This is a genomic window from Streptomyces sp. NPDC051664 (genome assembly GCF_044453545.1).
In the GTDB taxonomy this organism is placed as follows: Bacteria; Actinomycetota; Actinomycetes; order Streptomycetales; family Streptomycetaceae; genus Streptomyces.
On the sequence record NZ_JBITCU010000047.1, the window covers coordinates 1 to 19,616 of the forward strand.

Genomic DNA, 19,616 nt, shown 5'->3' on the forward strand with positions numbered 1-19,616 from the left:
CCCCGCGGAGCGGGTACCACAGCGCTGCGCGCTGTGCAAGCGAAACGCGGTGCTTCGCACCGCGTGACGAATTGCTTCGCAATTCGTTGACGGTGTTTCACACCGTAATTCCCGTGCTTCGCACGGGAATTGGAATTACGCTTCGCTTAAATTCCTGAAAGGCAGGCGTGTCCGCTTCGCTCCCCCGCCCTGTTTCCGGCAAGCCGGAACGGCTGGCTACCGGGTGGGGGTGCATCAGTGCAGGCCTGTGTAGCATCCCGAAGAAACAGCCACCCCCACCCGGTGACGTGACGTCACTTCTACCGGGAGGCCGGCCCCGCAGGGTGAGGTGCACCGGACTCCGCTTCGCTCCATCCGGTGTGTGATGACCTTTCACTTCCTGAAGAACGTTCAGTGTGCGCATGAGTCTACCCGAACCTCTCTCCCCTCAGGCCCTGTTGCGCTAGAGTGATGCCCGCACATCATCACGATGATGCATCACGGGATGCAGTGTGTAATATCCCGAGGATACCGCTACCCCATCCGTCACGACTTGCCACCCCTCCCGTGAATTCTGGAGTATGGATATGACGAGCATAGAAAAGATTGCGCTTCGGCCTCATCGGGTTAAAGCCGTTGACGCTGTGAGGCACGCGTGAGCACCGAGCAGCACGATGCGGATGCTTACGGCCAGGAGTTGGCCCGCGTCAGCCATCACCAGCAGGAGGCAACGAGCGCGCGGTTCACGGTCTTCCAGGCCCTGGCCGCCGTCGGGATCACGAACGAGCAGGCGGATGACATCGTGTCGAAGCTGGAGGCCGGGGCGGTGGCCGGCGCCCACACCTGGATCTGTGAGAGCAGTGCCCCGCACGGGTCCGCGCAGCGCTTCGAGGACGGCTGGTCCGCCGGTGTCCGCGACGTCGCCAGCTACCTGCTGCGCATCGCCGACACGACCGCCACCGCTCAGCGCGGGCGTGCTGCTTCCAGTGCTCTGCTGCTCGCTCCCCTTCAGCAGCCGTCCTCCTCCGCCGCGGAGCCCCGGGTGCAGGAACCGGTCCTTGCCCCGGCCGCGGCGCTGGACGCGAAGGAGGTCCTGGCGGCGGCGCAGCGGTGCACGTGGGCCTTGGCCGACCCGGGCAACTTCCTCGTCCCCGAGGCGTCGGACGAGATCCTGACTGTGGCTCTGGGCGCCGTACGCGAGGACGAGCGGGCCGGGTACGTGGAGCGCCTGGAGGCGTTCGCCGAACAGCACCGTGAGCGGCTTCAGGGGCTGCTGCGCGCCTACGGGCCGGGCAGTGGACCAGCCGAGTACGGCCGCTACATGCTGGTCGGTCAGCCCGAGAGCCTGATCGTCTGCGAACGGATGGAGAGCGCCCCGTTCCTCCTGCGCAGCCGTTGGAAGGGCGAGCTGGAGGCCTTCCTGCTGGACGACCTCGAGTTCGTGTGGGGGCCGCGCATCCGCCTGAGCCGGTGACCCTCTCGGCCCCTCGACCCGCCAACTCCAGCCCAAACGCGCGGCATTCAGCGCGCCCGAGGAATGACACCGCCCTTCACCAGCCCGACAAAACCACCACCGCAACCCGCCTCGCGGCAGTGAAAGCACATGCTGCCCGTTAACTTGCCGCCCCTCTCGTGAATTCTGGAGTACGGATATGACGAGCACAGAAGAGATTGCGCTTCGGCCTCATCAGGTTGAAGCCGTTGACGCTGTGGTGCGCGGTCTCGATATCCCTCCGGGGAAGCGGATTCCGCGTCATGGGCTGCGGGCCACGGTGGTGGCGGCGTGCGGTACGGGAAAGACGTTCATTGCCGCGCATTCCGCGTTGCGGCTCGCGCGTAATGGGCGGGTTCTCGTGTTGCTGCCGACCCTGGATCTGCTGACGCAGACAGTGCGCGAGTGGCGATCGGCCGGGCATACGGGTCCGGCGGTGGCGGTGTGTTCGCTGGATGACGACCCGCACTTGTGGGATCTGGATGTGCGGTCCACGACCAGCCCGCCGCAGCTGGCGCTGTGGCACGGCCGCGGGCCTGTCACCGTCTATGCCACCTACGCTTCGCTGCCGGTGCTGGCCGAGGCGCACGAGGGCGCGTACGGGCTTCCCATGGACGTTTTCGACCTGGTGGTCGTGGACGAGGCGCACCGGACAAGTGGCTCGGCAGGGAAGGCGTGGGCCGCGATCCATGACCAGGACGTCATTCCTGCGATGCGCCGGCTCTACATGACCGCTACCCCGCGCATCTGGAAGGAGCGTCCGCCTCGGGCGCGGTGGGCGGAGCCCCAGGAGGGTTTCGAGAACGCGCGGGATCGTCTGCCGCAGGAGCTGGCCTGTTCCATGGATGACCCCAAAATCTACGGGCCCGTCGTGTACGAGCTCTCGCTCGCGTCCGCGGTGTCCCGGGGTCTTCTGGCGCGCTATCAAATTGTGGTCGTCGAATTGACCGACCCCGTCGTCACCCCCGCCCGCCTCGCGAGTGACGAAAAACGTGAGGAGCAGCTGCGCGGTGAGCGGATGGGGGCGTTGCAGGCCGCGCTGCTCGAGACGATGAGGGCGCATCAGCTGCAGACCACCATCACCTTCCATCACCGGACGATAGAGGCGTCCGCGTTCGCGAAGGGACTGCCCAAGGTCGCGGCCCGGCTGCATGCGTCGGATCCCGAGCGGTACCCGAAGCCTGTGTGGGCCGACTGGCTGAGCGGTGAGCACGAGATGGACCACCGGCGCTCCGTGCTCGCTGATTTCGGGCGCCGGGCGGGGCGTGCGGTGCTTTCGAATTGTCGTGTTCTGAACGAGGGTGTGGATATTCGAGCGGTGGACAGTGTTGCCCTGTTGGACCCCAAGGGGTCCGCGATCGATATCGTTCAGGCGATTGGCCGGGCGTTGCGTCAGAAGCCTGGGCAGGGGAAGATTGCGACGCTGATCGTGCCCGTGTTCCTGGCGCCGGGTGAGCGGCCGGAAGATATGTTCACTTCCGCTTCGTATCGGCCTTTGGTGAAGGTTCTTGAGGGGCTTCGGGCGCACGATGAACGTGCCATTGAGATGCTTGCTATTCCGCAGGAGAACCAGAAACAGGTCGTTGATCCGTCGCAAAACATCGGCCCGGAGCCGGAGGACGGTGAGGAGGAGTCGCGGCTGCTGCTCCGCTTCGCCGCCCCACGTGACCCCGTGATGATCGCGAAGTGGGTGCGGTTCAACGTCATCAGTACCGAGCGGCAGGACTGGCAGCGCGGCTACGACGCTGCCCGCCGATACTTCGAGCGTGAGGGCTCTTTGGAGGTCCCGTACGAACACTCCGAGGGTGCGTACCCGCTGGGAAGGTGGCTGTCCGATCAGAGGCGCGCCTACCGGGCCGGGACCATGCCCAGCGAGCGGGCCGACGAGCTGGATGAACTCGGGATGATCTGGGACACCGCCGACACCGGGTTCGCCGAGAACCTCGCCGCGGCCCGCGCGTACTACGCAGAGGCCGGCACTCTGGCCGCCCCACGGCACGCCACCGCCCTCGACAGGCCGGTGGGGCAATGGCTCACCAACCTCCGACGGGCCGGCGGACTCGGCAAAGACCCCGAACGCGCGCAGCGGCGGGCCGAGCAACTCGCCGCCATCGACCCGGACTGGAATCCGGGACAGTTGGGGTGGACCGTCGACTGGCAACGCCACTACACCGGCCTGCGCGTGCTCCTCGCGGGCGGTGCCCGCCTCGAGGAGATCGTGCCCGGAGTAACGCACCGCGGCGACGACATCGGACGCTGGCTCGCACGGCAGCAACGGGACTGGGCGCAACTCAACCCCGAACAGCAACACCGCCTGGGTGAGATGGGCGTGAAACCAGCCGTACGGCCCCAGAACGCCACAGCACGAGCCCACTCGAAGGCTGGGGCAGCGAAGGGCCCCGACGCGTTCGCACGAGGCGTCGTGGCCCTCAGGCAGTACATCCAGCGTGAGGGCCGGACCGTAGTCGGAAGGCAGCACGTCGAAGAGCTCCCGGACGGCACCTCCGTACGTCTGGGCGTATTTCTGAGCAACCAGAAAAACCGCCGCGACCGGCTCAGTGAACAACAGCTCACCGTACTCGCCGCACTCGGGCTGGAATGGGCTGCATAGATTCCTGGGATGGACCATCCCGGGCGTCCTCAGCGTTGGTCAATACGCCAGAATGGAGCCGATCTCGCGGACGGTCTGCGCATCCGGCTGATGCTGCCGCCGGGCTCCACCTGCAGCAACGCCGAACCAAACAACGAGTCACTCTGGGGCCGAGGGCGCGCGAGGCGCTGGAGGATGGAAGCGGTGACCGTGTGAGCCAGGACGAGAGCCCTCAGGATCCGCCGCCTATTGTTGTCGTGCTGCCAGACGGCCAGGAGATACGAGCGCGACTTCATGCCCGTCGGCAAGTGCGGGACGGCTGGCGGTACCACATCGGCGTCATGATGTGGCGGGGCAGCACAAGCGATGGTGTGGAAGCGGTCGAGCACCGGACCTGGGTAAGTCCCGTGCAGGCACGCCCTGTTCCGGGTGTCTCCTACGAGCACGTACCCACCCATCGCCGGTCCTCAGCAGCCGGCGGCCTGCCCAGGAATGTGGAGCCGGCCTGGACGGTTCAGCGCCTGCCACATCTACCTGGCCATCTGGGCGCCACCCTCGTGCACGTCATCGGCTGCGCACCCGGCGGACAGAGGCTGGACCGAGAACAGGCCCTCACCGCGCTTGGCCAGCCCCGCACAACAGCATGCAAAGAATGCGACGCGGCAGGATCCCTGGCTACTGAAGACGAACCCCCGTCTCCCTGAGGCGGAACGAGGCCAACCCGTACCAATCCCGCCTTCCTCCCCCGAGGACGCACAGGCCACCACCGCACCTGCCCGATCACAATCCCCGCCCTGTATCAGCGACGGCAGGAGAGCATCGCCGCTGACCGAGTGGCATCGATGGAGCCGGAGCACGAGGCGGCACTGAAGCCGGTCGGCGAGACTGATGCGGTACGGCTGACCGGAGAGTTGCGCGTAGCGATCGGTGAGGCGCGGCAGGCTGTGGTGGTCCTGGCGGGGCGTGTGCGGGACGCGCACCGGGCGCGGGTGCGAGTGCCGCTCGAATGAGGAACAGAGCCCGCCCCACATTCTCATCCGCCAGCAGGAACGGGTCACAGGCCGCGGAAAGCCCCGGCAGCGGCAAGCGTGTTCCGCACGTCGATCACGGTCTGCCCCGTACGCTCGGCAATCCGGGCAACCGGCTCCCCTTCCTCATACGCGGCAACCACCGCCGCCGTCAGACGACGCCGAGCCGCATACAACCCCTCCTGCGCCTCCCGCACCGCCGCCACAGCCCCCTCCAGAACACCCTCACCACTCGACATACGCCCCCATCCTGCCGCCCCAACACCACACACAACCACCCACCCCCGGGCAGGGGCCAGTGGCTATCGGAACCGGGGCCGGCGCCCGGACGGCGCCGCGTAGCCTTGCCCGACAAGCTGCGGCCTTTCGCGCGGCCGGAACACAACAGGAGGCTCCGCGTTGCTCACCGTGGATCTGCACCCGATCTTCCGCAACAACCGGGACATCGAACTGGCCCTGCGTCAGGCCATATTCAAGGCAGCGCGCAGCGGCGAGACCACGATAGAGATCATTCCGGGCAAAGGCTCGGGAAAACTGAAGAAACGCGTGCTCGCGTTCCTCAACCAGCCACACATCAAGAAGCTGTACGAACGCTTCGAAACAGACCCGACCAACGACGGCAGAGTCATAGTCCACCTCAAGTCGTAACACCCAATGGAGAAAACCGGCAGGCAGGCGACCTTCGCCAGCCGCACCGCCGACCGACCGTGGTGACTCCCCAAGAAACCCCCACCACGGCTCGGGACAACAGCCCGGGCGAGTTCCATTCACCACGCCCGTTCCCCCGTAGCCGCACCACAGACCCGGCAGCCAGGCCCAGCGCGAAGCAGACCTCTTCCCCAGCTGCGATCGATCACCTACACCGCCCGGTGACAGTACCGACACCCCCCGATCTCTCATCTCATGACAGTGGCAGCACGTACGGCGAGCCCGACATATGACTCACTGACCACGAAAGTGAGAGATCGCAGCTGAAAGCCCTCGGCAATCTCCGACGCGACGACGCCGTACTGCTCGCCGCTTCTCCTGACGGCGGAAGGCTTGCCCGGGTCAGGCACGGAATGCGAAGGGGGGCCTCAGGCGCCTCCTAGCGGAGCGTGGCAACACTGGCGCGCAGCACCAAGGCCCGCACGGGCTCTGTGACGGTCCCAGGAGCCATGTAGAGCGGTTGGAGGACGGCACCGCGGTCAAGCCAAGAATGTTCCTGTCCAACGCCAAGAGCAGGCGCGGGAAACTCACCCCCGACAAACTCCAACAGTTCGCCAACCTCGGACTTGACTGGGCAACAGCCTGATTGCCAAGTCGGCGCAGCGGGGGCGGCCCCGGCTGTACTGGCCTGAAGAGCGGTGGCGTAGCGCAGCGGAGTAGCGGCCTGTCGACAGGGCTTTTGAAGTGGTCCTTATGTACCGCTATGCCGCATATGCGGGGACTGGTCGGCGCATTCGTTCTTGGCTGCTGGCTAGTGGTGACGGCGTGCGCTTTAGAGTGCGGTTCTGCCGTATTCGTACTACCGACCTATGGAGGGTTTGCTCGTCATGTCGGCTGAGATCCATGAGTTCCAGGTGGAAGCACGTCAGTTGCTGCAGTTGGTGATCCATTCGATATATTCGAACAAGGATGTGTTTCTGCGGGAGCTGGTCTCCAATGCCTCTGACGCGTTGGACAAGCTACGTCTGGAGGCACTGCGTGATGACACCCTCGGGGTTGACGTGTCAGATCTGCACATCGGCATCGAGGCGGACGCTCAGGCGCGGACGCTGACGGTGCGGGACAACGGGGTCGGCATGTCGCGTGAGGAGGTCGTCGCTCTCATCGGCACGATCGCCAGCTCCGGGACGGCGAGGCTGTTGCAAGAGCTGAAGGACACCAAGGACGCGGACGCGGCAGCCGGGTTGATCGGCCAGTTCGGTGTCGGGTTCTATTCGGCCTTCATGGTGGCCGACGAAGTCACGGTGGTAACCCGTCGGGCCGCTGAGAGCCAGGGCACCCGCTGGACCTCGCGTGGTGAGGGCACCTACTCGGTTGAGACCGTCGACGAGGCACCCCAGGGCACCACGGTGGCCCTTCGCCTCAAGCCCGTCGACGTCGAGAACCAACTGCACGACTACACCGACGCATGGAAGCTCCGGGAGATCGTCAAGCGGTACTCCGACTTCATCACCTGGCCCATCCGCATGCCCGCACCCGCCACGACGGCAGCCGGCACCGACACCGACACCGACACCGACAGTGATGCCATCGAGCCGGCACCGGCGGGTCTGGAGACGGTGAACTCGATGAAGGCGTTGTGGGCGCGGCCGCGTGAGGAGGTGTCCGAGGATGAGTACCACGAGCTGTACAAGCACCTGGCTCACGACTGGCTGAACCCGGCCGAGATCATCCGGCTGCAGGCGGAAGGCACCTTCGAATACCAAGCCCTGCTGTTCATCCCCTCGCACGCTCCGCACGACCTGTTCGCCCGCGACCAGCGACGCGGCCTGCAGCTGTATGTCAAGCGTGTCCACATCATGGACGACTGCGAAGAGCTCCTGCCGCCCTACCTGCGCTTCATCAAAGGTGTCGTCGACGCCCAGGACCTCTCGCTCAACGTTTCCCGCGAAATCCTGCAGCAGGACCGCCAGATCCAGATGATCCACCGGCGCCTGACCAAGAAGGTCCTGTCCACCATCAAGGACATGATGACCAGCGCCCCCGACCGCTACGCCACCATCTGGCGTGAGTTCGGCCGCGCCCTGAAGGAGGGCTTGCTGGACGACTACGACAACCGCGATTCCCTGTTGGCGCTGTGTTCCTTCGCCTCCACGCAGGACACAGACGAACTGACCACACTGTCGCAGTACCTGGAGCGCATGAAGGACGGCCAAGAGGAGATCTACTACCTGACCGGAAACTCCCGGGAGACCATCGAGAACTCCCCGCACATGGAGGCCTTCCGCGCGAAGGGGATCGAGGTACTGCTGCTGACCGACGCCGTCGACGAGGTCTGGGTCACCACGGTGCCGTCCTTCGACGGCAAGCAGCTGAGGTCGGTGGCCAAGGGCGAGGTCGATCTGCACGCCGACGAGCAGGACACCCAGGCCGACAGCGAGCGCGAGAGCCGGCAGAAGGAATACACCGACCTGCTGACGTGGATGACCGAGGTGCTTGCCGAGGACGTGAAGGAGGTCCGGCTGTCCACCCGCCTGACCGTCTCCCCGGCCTGCCTCGTCTCCGACACACACGACATCACACCGGCCTTGGAGAACATGTACCGCGCCATGGGCCAGGACATCCCGCGCACCCAGCGCATCCTGGAACTCAACCCCAGCCACGCACTGGTCAACAACCTCAACAAGGCCCACGCCGAACGTGGTGACGACGGCGGTGCAGACGGTCTCGCAGGAATCGCCGAACTTCTCCACGGCATGGCCCTCATCGCCGAGGGCGGCGCGCTGAAAGACCCGGCGCGCTTCGCCAAGCTCATGGCCGATCATCTCGCCATCTAACCCAGCCGGACCTGGTCGGGGTGGGCCGTAGCCCGTCCGCGACGACGCGTCGCGGCCCACCGAAACCCATCGAACGGCCCTCCCGACAGCGCTGCGAACGACAACGGGAGGGCCGTTTGCCGATCAAGACATGGTCACCGTGCCCCTCGGCACCCCGGCGATCAACCCACCCGCAACGATCAGACCGCCATACTCGTTTGGGCTTTTTCCGGGTGCACTGCGAACCTCGCCGACGCCGGGCGGGTGCGGGTTGACGTTGGTGTCGCGTTTCCCGCTGTTTGCTCAGAACAGCGCCAGGCCCTCACCGCTGGTGTCCGCGATGACCGGCCGGAACCGGGCGGGGAGGCCGTCCAGACGGTCGGGTCCGGCCTCAGCCGCCACGGCAGGGGCGGTCTCGGCCAGCCAGATGCCAAACCGCCCGGCGGCTTCGCGGTAGGGGACTCTCGCCAGGACACGGTGCTCGCCAGAGGGGCACAAGTCGACGGCGACAGTGAGCAAGCAGGAACCGGGCGCGTTCTGACTGCCCGTCCAGGACACGCGCAGCGCGCCGCAGGGTTTGCGCGCGCGGGAGCCGCGGGGGCCGCGGTGGGTCGGGCGCAGTGATCGGCAGGCTATGTGGGCGGTCCATGCGGCGAGGTGTGGCAGCGGGAGGGTGGTGCGGGTGCGGCAGCCGGGGCAGCGGTGCCAGTGGCGGAGCCAGTCGGCGGTGTGGGTGTCGAAGAGACGTGTGTAGTGGTCGGCCACGCGGATGTCGTTGCTGTAGAGGTGGTCGGGTCGTTCTTGTGTGTTGCAGGACTGGCAGACGGGGGCACGGACGTAGCCATGTTCGTGGCAGTGGTCGAGTACGGCGGCGGGTGCGGTACGACAGACGGCACACGCCCACCCAGCCACCTTGCGGGAAATACCGGGCTTCCTGCTGAGAACCGAGTACAGGTGGCCTTTCAGTTCCTCGTTGTACGGGCGCAGTGGGGTGGTTGGGCAGTCGGGGCTCGTCGTCTGCCGGCCGTCGGCGGCTCGGGCCTGCCAGTGGTGGGAGGGCGGCTCCGTGACGGCTGCGTTTTCCTGGCGGGTCCGTGCGGCTTGCAGCCACTGCGTTTCGGTGTGCTCGGCCGCGTCCAGCAGTCTGACCACGGCGCGCGGCAGCCACCATGTCCGCACCGTGTGGCCGCGGGTTTGTTCCACGAGTATCCGCCGCCAGTCGATTCCCGCCAGATGGTGCGGCCGGCCGCCTTCACGTCGTGCTGCCCGCTCGGGGTCGCCCAGTTCCTGCAGTTCCCGGGTGATGCGCTGGCGCCATTGCAGCGGCGTTCCCTCGTTCTGCTTCTGCGCGCTACGGAACGGACCGATGCGGACCAGGTCTTGGCGGTCCATCTCCACCGCGTTCAGTTCCGCTGCCGCCCGGCGCACCTCGATCTCCAAAACACTCCACTGGCCGCCGCTTGCCTTCACCGTCGCCACCACACGGCCGCCGAGCAGGACGTACCCCACCTGGGCATTGGCAGGAGAGCCGGTGAACGCCGCAGAAGCCGTCGGCACAGCGCTGCCAGCCGTCAAACCGGCCCACAAAGCGTCCGCGGCGCCCAGAAGGATCAGGCCGCCCGTACGGCCCGGGATGACACGCTCTGACATACCCACAGGCTAACGGCCGGTCTCCGCAGCGCCGCCCGCATCGCCTCCGCGCTAGGCGCTGCCCGTGGCAACGGCCGCGCGGAACTCCTGAGTCATCAGGGCCACCGAGCCGCGCTGGACAGGGGCCTGGCCCTGCTCGCCCCACACCTTGTGCACCGCGGCTCGCATCCGGTCGTTCATGGCATCGTTGAGGACGGCCTGGTGCTCCTCGGGCACCTCGCGCACGTCCTGGACGACGACCATGGTGCCGTGGCGGGTGCCGATCATCCCGATCGTGGTGACCTTCCAGCCGAGCTGCCGTGCCGCTTTACGCATCGCGGCCCGGATCAGCTCCACCCCGCCCAATCCGACGGCCTCCTCGTCATCCAGGTTCACCTGATACGAGCCGCCGAATCCGCCGGCGCCTTCCGGGCAGTTGCGGCGCAGCAGAGGCGAGAGGGCTTCGGCCATGGCGGTGCAGCGCGGGTCCTTCGCGTACGAGGCCATCGTCAGCTCCTTTCCGGGCCGGTGAGGTGCGGCCAGAGCAGCTTGAGGTCGTGGGTGACTCGCTCGGCCAGGACGTCGGGGTCGTTGGCCGTCCACTGGTGCGCTGTCCCGATGGCGTCGGCGGCCTTCGTCCTGGAGGTGCCCGTGCGGGGGAAAGAGCCGGAAGTGATGCGGGCGGTGAAGGTCGCGGGGGCCGGCGGGCGGGGCAGGAAGAGCAGTGGGTGGTGCGGGGTGAAGTCGAGGTGACCGAGGCGGGCTGCGGGGGCTTCGTCGAAGAGCTGCGGTTCGGTCCACAGGCCGACGGTGACGACGATCCAGGTGTGCGGGTGGTCCGGGTCGTTGCACAGCCACAGGTCGAACGTGCCGACCAGGAGGTTCTCCTCCCACTTCCAGACCTTCGCCCGCGGATCGAGTTCATCGGCCCCGTCCCGGCGCAGCGGGATCAGGGCGCGCTCGAACGGGGCGATCAGATCGTCGTAGGCAGCCCGCAGGGCGGCGCTACCGGCGTGGTCGACCGTGTACTCGCGGTCCGGCGTAATCTCCCACTTCAGACCCTCGGGCAGCTGGGTCGTCAGGTACTGGCGCAGCGGGGCCATTGGCAGCGGCATACCGTCCTTGTCGAGTCGGGCATGCTCGGCTGCGGGCAGGCGGACCCACCAGGCGTAGTACGGCGTTTCGTCGTCGTAGGAGTCGTCGTCAACGCAGTGCTCGAACACGCAGCCCAACGAGGCAGCCAGCTCCGTCATCGTCTCCCGGGTGCGCTCGTCCAGATCCGGATCCTCGCCCGCGAGCCGCGATGGGTCCTGGACCTCCAGGCGCCACACCACCCACTCGAAGTCCGTGAAGTCCCTCACGCGCACGCGCCCCTCGGCTCAAGGGTGAAACCCCTGCTGTACCCGGCCAACGTCCCGCTCCCCTGCTTCGCCCAGCTCCGACACTCCAGTACATCAAGGCCACCAGGCGGGCGGGAACGTTCGCAGACACCCGGCCCGGACGAGCGACACACAGGACCGGCTCAACCCGGCGCACCGGCTCAGTCGGCGTCAGGGTCGTATCCGAGGCTCTGAAGGAGACGGCGGCGTTCGTCTTCCTCGCGCTCAAGGAGTGCCGCCAGGACGCGTATGTCTCGGTGGGAGGTGATCGCGGCTTTCAGCACGGCGGCGAGGACGTCGGGCGGCAGGGCCTCGGCCTGGGTGGTGGAGGTGCCGCTGAACGAGCGGTGATCACTTGCCTTCGGCGGGGCGGTGGGCAGCTGGTAGTCGGTGATCTGCTGCTCGGTCACCGCCAGGCGCTCGAAGACGACCTCCGTTCCCGGGGCGTCCACGGCGGCGAACGCGGTGACATCCTCGGCCAGCGCGGAGAACAGGTGGACCCCGCTCTGGTCCCAGTCGGAGACAACGAAAACCCTCACCGCGCGATGCCGGTCCGCAGCCGCACGCAGCGCTGCTCCCCGTTTCGCCGGCAGCCCGTTGAATCCGCTGCCCGAATACACCGGTACGCCGTACGGGTCAGCGACGGCGACAAGCTGGGGAACCATCCCGGCTGTCTCGCAGACGATCTCCAACCGCACCGGCTGGCCGGCCTGCCGGTCCAGCCGGTAGTCCAGCGCCGCCCGACGCAGCCCGGCCCTGAAGCCGTCGGGCCCCTCGTAGGCGACGGGTTCGGCGCGGATCTCGGTGTCGTCGCGCAGGGTCTCCCACGGGATACGGCCCGAGCGGCGGGCCATCCCCAGGAGTTCCACCGTCTGCTTGTAGGTGCGCTCTTCCTTGACCAGCACCCCGTCGGAGATCAGCGAGTACCAGACCTGCCGGATCGTGAGCGGCAGCTGAGCCGTGTAGCGCGCCAGAACCCGGTCCACGGCCTCCAGCAGCTCGCACGTGCGGGCGCGGGGCTTCCACCGCGGCTGATAACCACGCGGCCGCCGGTTCGGCATGACAGCGCCTCCCGATCGGGTTAGGACGTCTTGGCGTCCCTTTCCAGGATCCCGCCGCAGACCGCGCCGCGGCAACGTCCCCGGGCCGGGGCAGCGGGCTCTGGCCGTCGGCCTCGGGGGCTGGGCAAGCCTGTCGCACGGTGAGCTTGCCCGGGGTTTCCTTGGGCTTGCCTGCTTGGTCCGGTGTCTACCGGTCACCGGCGCGGGCGCGGAGCCGCGCGAGGACGCCGTTGTCGCGTCCGGCTTCCTCACCGGCCTGGTGCTCGCGTTCGGTGTCACGGCGGATGTCCTCGCAGGCCGGGCACAGGCCGCCCTCTGTGGGGCGGTACCCGTCCGGGCCCACGGTGCCCGGCTCGACGTCGCTCCGGCAGGACGGGCACTCCCAGGCCGCTTCCCACCGGGCCAGTTCTTCGCGCCGCTGCTCCTGCTCCACGACCCGGGCCGCCTCGCGCTCCTGGCGGTGCTGGTCCTGGCGGGCGCGGTACTCCTCTTTGGTGCCGGTGTTGGCCAGGGCGTCGATGATCGGCTGCCATTCGCTATGGCCGAAGCGCCACCAGACGGGCCCGTGCGGGCCGTGGGCGCGCAGCTGGTCAAGGTGCGTAGCGATGACCGGGACAGTGCCGGAGAAGTCCCACCAGCCGTCTTCCTCGGTGTCCTTGGACGACCAGCCGTGAGGGTTGTACCAGCGGGGCTGCCAGCAGGGACGGGACAGATCGCGGATCGCTTTGATGCGATTCGTCCGGGCCTGCGCGCTGACATCCTTCGTGAAGACCAGGGCGACGGGCGGAAAGCCACCTCGGCCGGAGTCGTCCCACAACGTCGACCACAACGCGATCTCGCGCCCGCGGTCGTTCTTCACCTGGCGGTCGAAGAACCGGCGGTAGCGGTCGATCTTCGAAGCGACAACCGCGGCGGGTTCGGTGTGGTTGTCGACCTCCACGAACAACACCGGCACCTGGTCCTCCGGCGCGACCAGGACCGCATCCGCGCGCAGGCTGCCCCTCGCCGGTGTCGTGAACGTGCCCGTGACCGGGAGGGCGACTTCGGTCTCCCAGCCCCGCAGGTGCCCCAGCCCCCGCGGCCGCACTGGGAGCACCCGCTCGGGGGCGGGGCGGGTGGTGCGGCGGGCGACGGGTTTCGTCGGCAGCGGCGGCGACTGACGGAACGCGTCGATCGTGTCCGTCACCGCCAGAGCGTGAGCGGCGCCGGCCTTCGCCGCATCCCGCGCCGTGCCGCCCATCTCCCGCACCGGCCGGCCCAGCTCCGACGCGGCCGCCGCGAGCCCGGCCGTCGTCAGGTTCCACAAGTCCCGCCGCACCGGCCGCCCGTGCACCCCCGCACTGGACGTGCGGCCAACCGACTCCATGAGCCCAGCGTGCCGCAGGTCCTTGCACGCGTTACGCACCGTCTGCAGATCCGCCGTGCCCGGCAAAACCAACTGCCGCAACTGCTCCGCCGTCGCGACCTTCACCACCCCCAGCGCCAAAAGCACCAGGCCCCGCGCCCTGGCCGTCGAGTTGTACGGCCACTCCGCCCTCCCCATCCCGCTCCCCATCCCTCGTCCGGCACCGCGGCGGACAGCACGACTGCCCGCCGGCCCCGGCCCGCCACCGTGTCTGTCCAAGTCCCCTTCACCGACAACAAACAGTCGGTAAAGGGGTGTCGGAGCGGCGGGCAAGCCACGAACCAGGCACTGACCTGCACAGCAACCGGTCACCCCGTCGATGATCACTGTAGGGCAGAGTGTAGGGGCGACTGTAGGGGAGGCTGTAGAGAAAAACACAAGGCACGGCCAGGGCTTGCCCGACTCACCGGCCACGCATCAGCCTGCGCCCGGAACACGAGCGGTCATGGCGAGTAGCGGACCATCAGCTCGATAGTGAAGGCACAGACCGGCAGAGCTCCGGTGCTCCACCACCGGACGCCACACCCATGACCGACCAGACACCAGCAGAACAGCCGGCACAGGGATGCAACCTGGTGCGCCTACCGATTGCTTACCATCCTGACGTAGGGACGCCGCCCACGAGCTGACCCATGACATCCAGGGGCTCTCGGCCGAACGGGGCGAGCAGCTCTCCCAACGCCAGCACGATGCCAACGGTCAGCTTCTCGGCGAACCGGCTTCGAGCCCCCGCCCGACGGCGCAACCACAGGAACACGACGACAGCGAGCAGCACCGCCACATTGATCGTCAGCACCCGGCCAGTCCCCCTGTCGCACAAGAGAGCATCGTCCGTCCTCTTGTGTAGCGCGAGACCGGTACGAGGGTGGCCCGGATGCCGATCATTGGCGGCAAAGCGCACCCCTGGCCGGATTCCTCGAGGATGCGACCTACAGAGGCATCACGATGGCGGCGCCTGACTCAGGTCGCACGGCAAGAGCATGGGTGCTGGACGCGCGGGATCTACCGGACCAGGGTGTGCAGATGAACGACGACAACCATGCAGATGAGACGCCGCAGGAACGGATCGCGAAGGTCGCGCTCTACCTGGAATCGGTCAAGGCCCGGATGCCCGCGGAGGAATTCGAGACGCTGCAGCAGGCCGTGCACGAGATGGCCCACCTGCTCGCCGACGGCGGCGAAGGCATCCTGGACGCCGGCGACCGCGAGAACTTCACGGACGACGTCCAGAAAGAGTTCCTCACCGTGATGGCGATCGTGATGACCGGCCGCATGGACCACCAGGTCGTGGACATGCCCGGCCCCGACGGCAGCCCCGGCTACGCGATCGTCACCCAGGAACTCGCCAACGACCCCGAAGAACTGGCGAAGGTCCGCGAGAAGATCCATCACTGGGCGACCGAACGCGAAACCATCAACACCGAGCTGGACGGCATCGCCCGCGCCAGCGGCATCGACACAGACAACTGACACCGCCCACCCACATCACATCGGGCGGGCGGGGCGGCGTTGAGCTGGGTCATAACGCGAGGTCAATCCCGGTCTGTGACACTCGGACCGGGGTTTTGCTGGTCTGGACCTGCGTGCTGTCTGCCCTCTCGATTGCGCGCCCACGCTGGTATCGAGTAGTAGACCTAGTAATGTTTGGCCGCATGAGCATCCCAAGTCCCCGTGGGGAGCGAGAGAAGCTAATCACTTCTCTGACCCCCACTCTGCGTAGACACCTGAAGATCCGTGCTTTCGAGCACGGTATGGACATTCAGGACGCGGCTGAGCACGCCATCAAGGCCTGGTACGCCACCACGGGCACGCTTCCTGAAGTCGAGACGACAGGCGCGAAAACGTGGGGAACCTTCCTTCCAGTCGGCGAACCCGAGCAGTTCAAGACGGTGTGCTCCCAGCGCCGGGTCACCTATGTGCAGGGGCTCGCGCAGGCGTTGACCCTGTGGCTCGACAACCATCCATCGCCGACAACGCCTTTGGTCGCTCAGCCTGCCGTGCGGGTGATAGTGGCGAACCAGAAGGGGGGCGTGGGCAAGACGTTCATCTCGTCCGGCATCGCTCAGGCGCTGGCTGAGGCCGGCCATCGCGTGCTGATCGTGGACTACGACCCGCAGGGGCACCTCACCGCGGAACTCGGCTTCGAGGAGCTGATGTACGAGGACGATGTCGAGACGCTGATGATGCACATGGATGGCACGGCGAAGGGCGACATACACGATCTGCTGGTTGCCCTGGACCACAAGCGGTTCGGCGAGCGGCTGCATCTGCTGCCGGCTTCCGATGACGCGTTCCTTCGCGACGTCGCCCTGTCCAAGGTCAGCTTCAGCGAAGCGGCTCTGGAGCGGGCCATGGAGCCGCTGGAGGAGGACTACGACGTCATCATCATCGACGGCCCTCCGAGCCTTGGTCTGAACATGGACACCGCTCTGTACTACGTGCGCCGCCGCGACGGCGAGCTCGCGGACCGGTCTGGCGTCATCACGCCGGTGTGGGCCAACAAGGCTTCCCACCGCGCCTTCCGGCTCCTGCGGACGCAGATGGATGACCTCTGCCGCAAGGGCCGGATCCAGGTCGACTACCTCGGGCTCGTCATCAACGCCTACGACAGCAGGCGGGGAAAGCTGGTCCAGGAGAACCGGGAGCAGTGGGAGAAGAGCGCTTCCCCGACCGTGTTGGCTGTGATCGGCGACTTGAAGGAAGGGCGTGAGGCGGCAGATGGTGAGATCCCGCTGCTGGAGTACGCGCCCGACAGCGAACACGCTCAGGTGATGCGTGAACTGGCGAAGGAGCTTGCCGTATGACGCCCCCCACCCAGCGGGTCACCCGCGGCTTCAGCATCGACGAAGACGGCCGGGACGAGAAGCCGGCACCTCGCAGGATCCGGACCCGGCAGCAGATCATGGCGGGGGAGGGGAAGCGCCCGCCAGCCTCCGTCGTCCTCGCAGCGTTGGCGCACAATCCGTTCAATCCCCGTGACGAGCTCACCGACCTTGAGGAGACGGCCGAGTCCCTGCGGACACGAGGACAGCTCCAGCCGGTGGCAGTGGTGCGCCGGGCTGCGTTCCTGAACGTGCATCCCGATCAGGAAGAAGCGATCGCGGAGGCCGAATACGTAGTCATCGACGGCAATCGGCGACTGGCGGCCGCCGCCATGGCGGAACTGGCAGAGCTCCGCATTGACGTCAACGACGATCTAGCTTCCAGCGCCGAGGACATGCTTGAGGGGGCGCTGATCGCGAACATTCACCGTGTCGACGTCCCACCGTTGGACCAGGCGAAGGCAATCCAGGAGCTTCTGGTCAAGCACGGAAGCCAAGAGAAGGTCGCCAAAAGGCTGGGCAAGTCTGGCGCCTGGGTGTCTCAGCGCCTGGCGCTCCTCGGCTTGTCTGACGATCTGCAGGAAAAGGTTGAATCGGGAGAGCTGAAGGTAAAGGACGGGCGTCGTATCGGACGCCTGCCGACTGAACAGCAGCAGGCAGAAGCGGCTGTGGCTCTTAACCGGGTTAAGACTCCTCGTAAGCCGAGGACGGCTCCATCGGGTGCTCCGATTCCTGCGCAGGGTACCGAGACCGCGCCCGCGAGCACCGGTAGCGAGGGCCTTAACCCGGTTAAGAGCGTGCCTGCGAGCCCCGATGCCGGAGGCGTTAACCCGGTTAAGACGGAGACGGAGCCCGCGACCGTGGACCTCCCGTGGGACGACCCGGAGTGGTTCAACAGCCGACTCCGTGCGCACATGTCAGCCGAGCACCGTGAGCAGCTCGTTCTGCTACTCATGACGGACAGCTGAAGGAACCGGCAGGGTCTTAACCGGATTAAGGCCCCAACGTAGGGCGATGGTCTGTCAACGGACTCCAGTGCGGTGTGACACGACCGGTGCTCCAACGCAAAAAGCGGCCTGGCCCCGGGTTTCCCCGGGGCCAGGCCGCTTCGTGTGCGCTGGTCAGAAGATCGTGCGATGGATCGGGACGCCGCCCGCCGAGGCGGACTGCGCCGGGTCAGGGGGCGGGGGTGGCGAGTGTGTCGTCGATGACGACCTCGGGGTCAGGGTCGCTGGCGGCGCGGACGTTGCTGACGCGGTCGATAGTGGGAGCGAGCGTGTCGTAGACGCGGAGGGCGGTGGCCTTGCGGTCGTCGGTGGTGCAGCTCATCCAGCCGCAGTGCGCATTGGCGTCGAGTTCGATGAGGTAGGCGACGAGTTCGGTGCCGGCGAGGGTGATGCGGATGAGTCCGCGGTTGCCGCGGTCCCCGTCGGCCGGGCGGGTCTTGTGGTTGCGCAGCGCCCACGGGCGGGTGCTCTTCCAGAGTCCTTTGGTGAGGACCAGGTCCATGCTGCCGATGCCGGCGGCCTTCTTCAGGCGGGCATCGTGCGCGGGCGGGGACTGGGCTGCGGCTCCGCACGCGGTGAGCGTGAGGGTGCCGAGCAGGGCGATGGTGAGCGTGGTTCGGGCGCGCATGTGGGCGGAGGCCTCCGTCTGGGATGGGTGTGGACTCCCGGCAGTCGGTTTCTGGGCGCGGTGATGCTGCCCAGGGACGCCGGGGGATCAAGGGGGCGTACAGGCGTGACCGCCGGAGCGCCGGTAGCGGAATATCTGGTCCGACCGCCGGGTGAGGATGTGGAAAGGTGAGCGGTGCCCGGGGTGGGCGTCTGGTGTATGGCGCCGGTGACGGAACGGCCACCCCGGGCATTTCTCGGTCAGGCGTGGTCGTCGTCGTCCTTGCGGCGGCGCGGCTTGGTGTCGGAGACGAACCGGCTCTCGCCGGGATGCGCCAGATTCCAGTTCTCCGCACAAACTTTGTGGGCTGCTTCCCCCGCGTGGGAGCGCAGCGGGGTCGGGTTTCCGCAGAGTACGCACGGTGCGGGACGGCGGTAGTGGATGCCGTCGCGCCAGTCGAGCAGCGTTGGCTGCCCGGGCGTGGTCATGGCCGGGTGGTGGTGCGTGCCGCGGTGCCGGGTCGTCCTTCGCGGCGGCCGTTGACGCTGGGCGTCTGGGCGTGGCCGGGTTGGGCCTGGACGATGATGCCGCTGTGTTTGCCCTTATACATGGCTGTGTCGGCGGCGCGCATCAGGGTGGGCAGGTCGGTGCTCCCGATGCCGGCGGGTGTGGCGGCGCCGAGGGAAACCGTGAGCGGTAGCAGTCCGTCGCCGTAGGGGACCGGGCGGGTCATGAGGCGGGCCAGGTGCTCCAGGCGCAGCGTCTGGTGCCGGGGTTCGATGTGTGCCAGGGCGGCGAATTCGTCGCCTCCGAGGCGGCCTGCGACACCGTGGCGTCCGGCCCATTCGGTCAGTCGGCTGCCGATCGCGGCGAGTGCGGTGTCGCCGGCGGCGTGTCCGTGGCGGTCGTTGAGCTGTTTGAAGTGGTCGGCGTCCGCGAGGACCAGGACTACCTCGTCGGGGTGGCGCTCGAGGAGGCGCTGGGCGCGGTCGGTGAATGCTTCGCGGCGCCAGGTGCTGGTGAGCGGGTCGCGTTGGGCTTGGACGAGGCGGCGGCGCAGGACGGTGGTGTGCAGGGTCCATCCGGCCAGCGGGATGGCCAGGGCGGTGATGTGGAGCGGCTTCCTCGGTAACGCGAGCGTGGTCATAATGGG

Annotated in this window: 19 protein-coding genes; 9 read left to right on the forward strand and 10 right to left on the reverse strand. The window is 67.3% G+C overall.

Annotated elements, in window-relative coordinates; translation table 11 throughout:
* Positions 1-634: 634 nt before the first annotated feature.
* The 4 genes from ACIA8E_RS38520 to ACIA8E_RS38535 all read left to right on the forward strand — a co-directional run bounded on the left by ACIA8E_RS38520 (position 635) and on the right by ACIA8E_RS38535 (position 5,071).
* The gene (locus ACIA8E_RS38520; RefSeq protein ID WP_399305938.1) at positions 635-1,453 is read left to right on the forward strand and encodes a hypothetical protein; all 819 of its coding nucleotides are present in this window, start codon (positions 635-637) and stop codon (positions 1,451-1,453) included.
* 178 nt (positions 1,454-1,631) lie between these two features.
* Positions 1,632-4,082 carry a Helicase associated domain protein gene (locus tag ACIA8E_RS38525; protein WP_399305941.1) on the forward strand — a complete coding sequence of 817 codons (2,451 nt, stop codon included), beginning with the start codon at positions 1,632-1,634 and terminating at the stop codon, positions 4,080-4,082.
* Positions 4,083-4,405: 323 nt separating this feature from the next.
* Complete coding sequence (locus tag ACIA8E_RS38530; RefSeq protein WP_399306047.1) at positions 4,406-4,765, forward strand: DUF6233 domain-containing protein; 360 nt, start codon at positions 4,406-4,408, stop codon at positions 4,763-4,765.
* Between the two features lie 129 nt (positions 4,766-4,894).
* Positions 4,895-5,071, forward strand: coding sequence for a hypothetical protein (locus tag ACIA8E_RS38535; protein ID WP_399305944.1), 177 nt, complete (start codon positions 4,895-4,897; stop codon positions 5,069-5,071).
* Between the two features lie 44 nt (positions 5,072-5,115).
* Here ACIA8E_RS38535 and ACIA8E_RS38540 read toward each other — a convergent pair whose 3' ends face one another.
* Complete coding sequence (locus ACIA8E_RS38540) at positions 5,116-5,328, reverse strand: hypothetical protein (protein WP_399305947.1); 213 nt, start codon at positions 5,326-5,328, stop codon at positions 5,116-5,118.
* A gap of 169 nt (positions 5,329-5,497) precedes the next feature.
* On the opposite strand from ACIA8E_RS38540, the gene ACIA8E_RS38545 reads away from it, so the two are divergent.
* Both ACIA8E_RS38545 and htpG read left to right on the forward strand, forming a co-directional pair.
* Positions 5,498-5,737, forward strand: coding sequence for a Smr/MutS family protein (locus ACIA8E_RS38545; RefSeq protein WP_399306049.1), 240 nt, complete (start codon positions 5,498-5,500; stop codon positions 5,735-5,737).
* 887 nt (positions 5,738-6,624) lie between these two features.
* Complete coding sequence (gene htpG / locus ACIA8E_RS38550; RefSeq protein WP_399305949.1) at positions 6,625-8,574, forward strand: molecular chaperone HtpG; 1,950 nt, start codon at positions 6,625-6,627, stop codon at positions 8,572-8,574.
* A gap of 282 nt (positions 8,575-8,856) precedes the next feature.
* Here htpG and ACIA8E_RS38555 read toward each other — a convergent pair whose 3' ends face one another.
* The 6 genes from ACIA8E_RS38555 to ACIA8E_RS38580 form a co-directional block, all read right to left on the reverse strand.
* A complete protein-coding gene (locus tag ACIA8E_RS38555; RefSeq protein WP_399305951.1) occupies positions 8,857-10,203 on the reverse strand; it encodes an endonuclease domain-containing protein in 1,347 nt (448 codons plus the stop codon).
* Between the two features lie 51 nt (positions 10,204-10,254).
* Positions 10,255-10,689 carry a hypothetical protein gene (locus ACIA8E_RS38560; RefSeq protein WP_399305954.1) on the reverse strand — a complete coding sequence of 145 codons (435 nt, stop codon included), beginning with the start codon at positions 10,687-10,689 and terminating at the stop codon, positions 10,255-10,257.
* 2 nt (positions 10,690-10,691) lie between these two features.
* Positions 10,692-11,543 carry a hypothetical protein gene (locus ACIA8E_RS38565; protein ID WP_399305957.1) on the reverse strand — a complete coding sequence of 284 codons (852 nt, stop codon included), beginning with the start codon at positions 11,541-11,543 and terminating at the stop codon, positions 10,692-10,694.
* A 179-nt stretch (positions 11,544-11,722) separates the two neighbouring features.
* Complete coding sequence (locus tag ACIA8E_RS38570; RefSeq protein WP_399305959.1) at positions 11,723-12,622, reverse strand: hypothetical protein; 900 nt, start codon at positions 12,620-12,622, stop codon at positions 11,723-11,725.
* A 187-nt stretch (positions 12,623-12,809) separates the two neighbouring features.
* Entirely contained in the window at positions 12,810-14,165 is a 1,356-nt protein-coding gene (locus ACIA8E_RS38575) for a replication-relaxation family protein (RefSeq protein WP_399305962.1), read from the reverse strand.
* Between the two features lie 454 nt (positions 14,166-14,619).
* Positions 14,620-14,823, reverse strand: a complete 204-nt coding sequence (locus ACIA8E_RS38580) for a hypothetical protein (RefSeq protein WP_399305963.1) — start codon at positions 14,821-14,823, stop codon at positions 14,620-14,622.
* Positions 14,824-15,050: 227 nt separating this feature from the next.
* Between ACIA8E_RS38580 and ACIA8E_RS38585 the strand changes: the two genes are divergently transcribed.
* From ACIA8E_RS38585 to ACIA8E_RS38595, 3 genes are all read left to right on the forward strand, one after another.
* Positions 15,051-15,497, forward strand: coding sequence for a hypothetical protein (locus ACIA8E_RS38585; protein ID WP_399305966.1), 447 nt, complete (start codon positions 15,051-15,053; stop codon positions 15,495-15,497).
* Positions 15,498-15,679: 182 nt separating this feature from the next.
* Positions 15,680-16,831: an AAA family ATPase gene (locus tag ACIA8E_RS38590; protein ID WP_399305969.1), complete on the forward strand. Its 1,152-nt coding sequence runs from the start codon at positions 15,680-15,682 to the stop codon at positions 16,829-16,831.
* A complete protein-coding gene (locus tag ACIA8E_RS38595; RefSeq protein ID WP_399305972.1) occupies positions 16,828-17,817 on the forward strand; it encodes a ParB/RepB/Spo0J family partition protein in 990 nt (329 codons plus the stop codon). Before ACIA8E_RS38590 ends, ACIA8E_RS38595 begins: the two co-directional genes overlap by 4 nt.
* Before the next feature lie 208 nt (positions 17,818-18,025).
* Here ACIA8E_RS38595 and ACIA8E_RS38600 read toward each other — a convergent pair whose 3' ends face one another.
* The 3 genes from ACIA8E_RS38600 to ACIA8E_RS38610 form a co-directional block, all read right to left on the reverse strand.
* Positions 18,026-18,484, reverse strand: a complete 459-nt coding sequence (locus tag ACIA8E_RS38600) for a hypothetical protein (protein ID WP_399305975.1) — start codon at positions 18,482-18,484, stop codon at positions 18,026-18,028.
* A 239-nt stretch (positions 18,485-18,723) separates the two neighbouring features.
* Positions 18,724-18,951: a hypothetical protein gene (locus ACIA8E_RS38605; protein WP_399305978.1), complete on the reverse strand. Its 228-nt coding sequence runs from the start codon at positions 18,949-18,951 to the stop codon at positions 18,724-18,726.
* Complete coding sequence (locus ACIA8E_RS38610; RefSeq protein WP_399305981.1) at positions 18,948-19,610, reverse strand: GGDEF domain-containing protein; 663 nt, start codon at positions 19,608-19,610, stop codon at positions 18,948-18,950. Before ACIA8E_RS38610 ends, ACIA8E_RS38605 begins: the two co-directional genes overlap by 4 nt.
* Positions 19,611-19,616 lie beyond the last annotated feature (6 nt).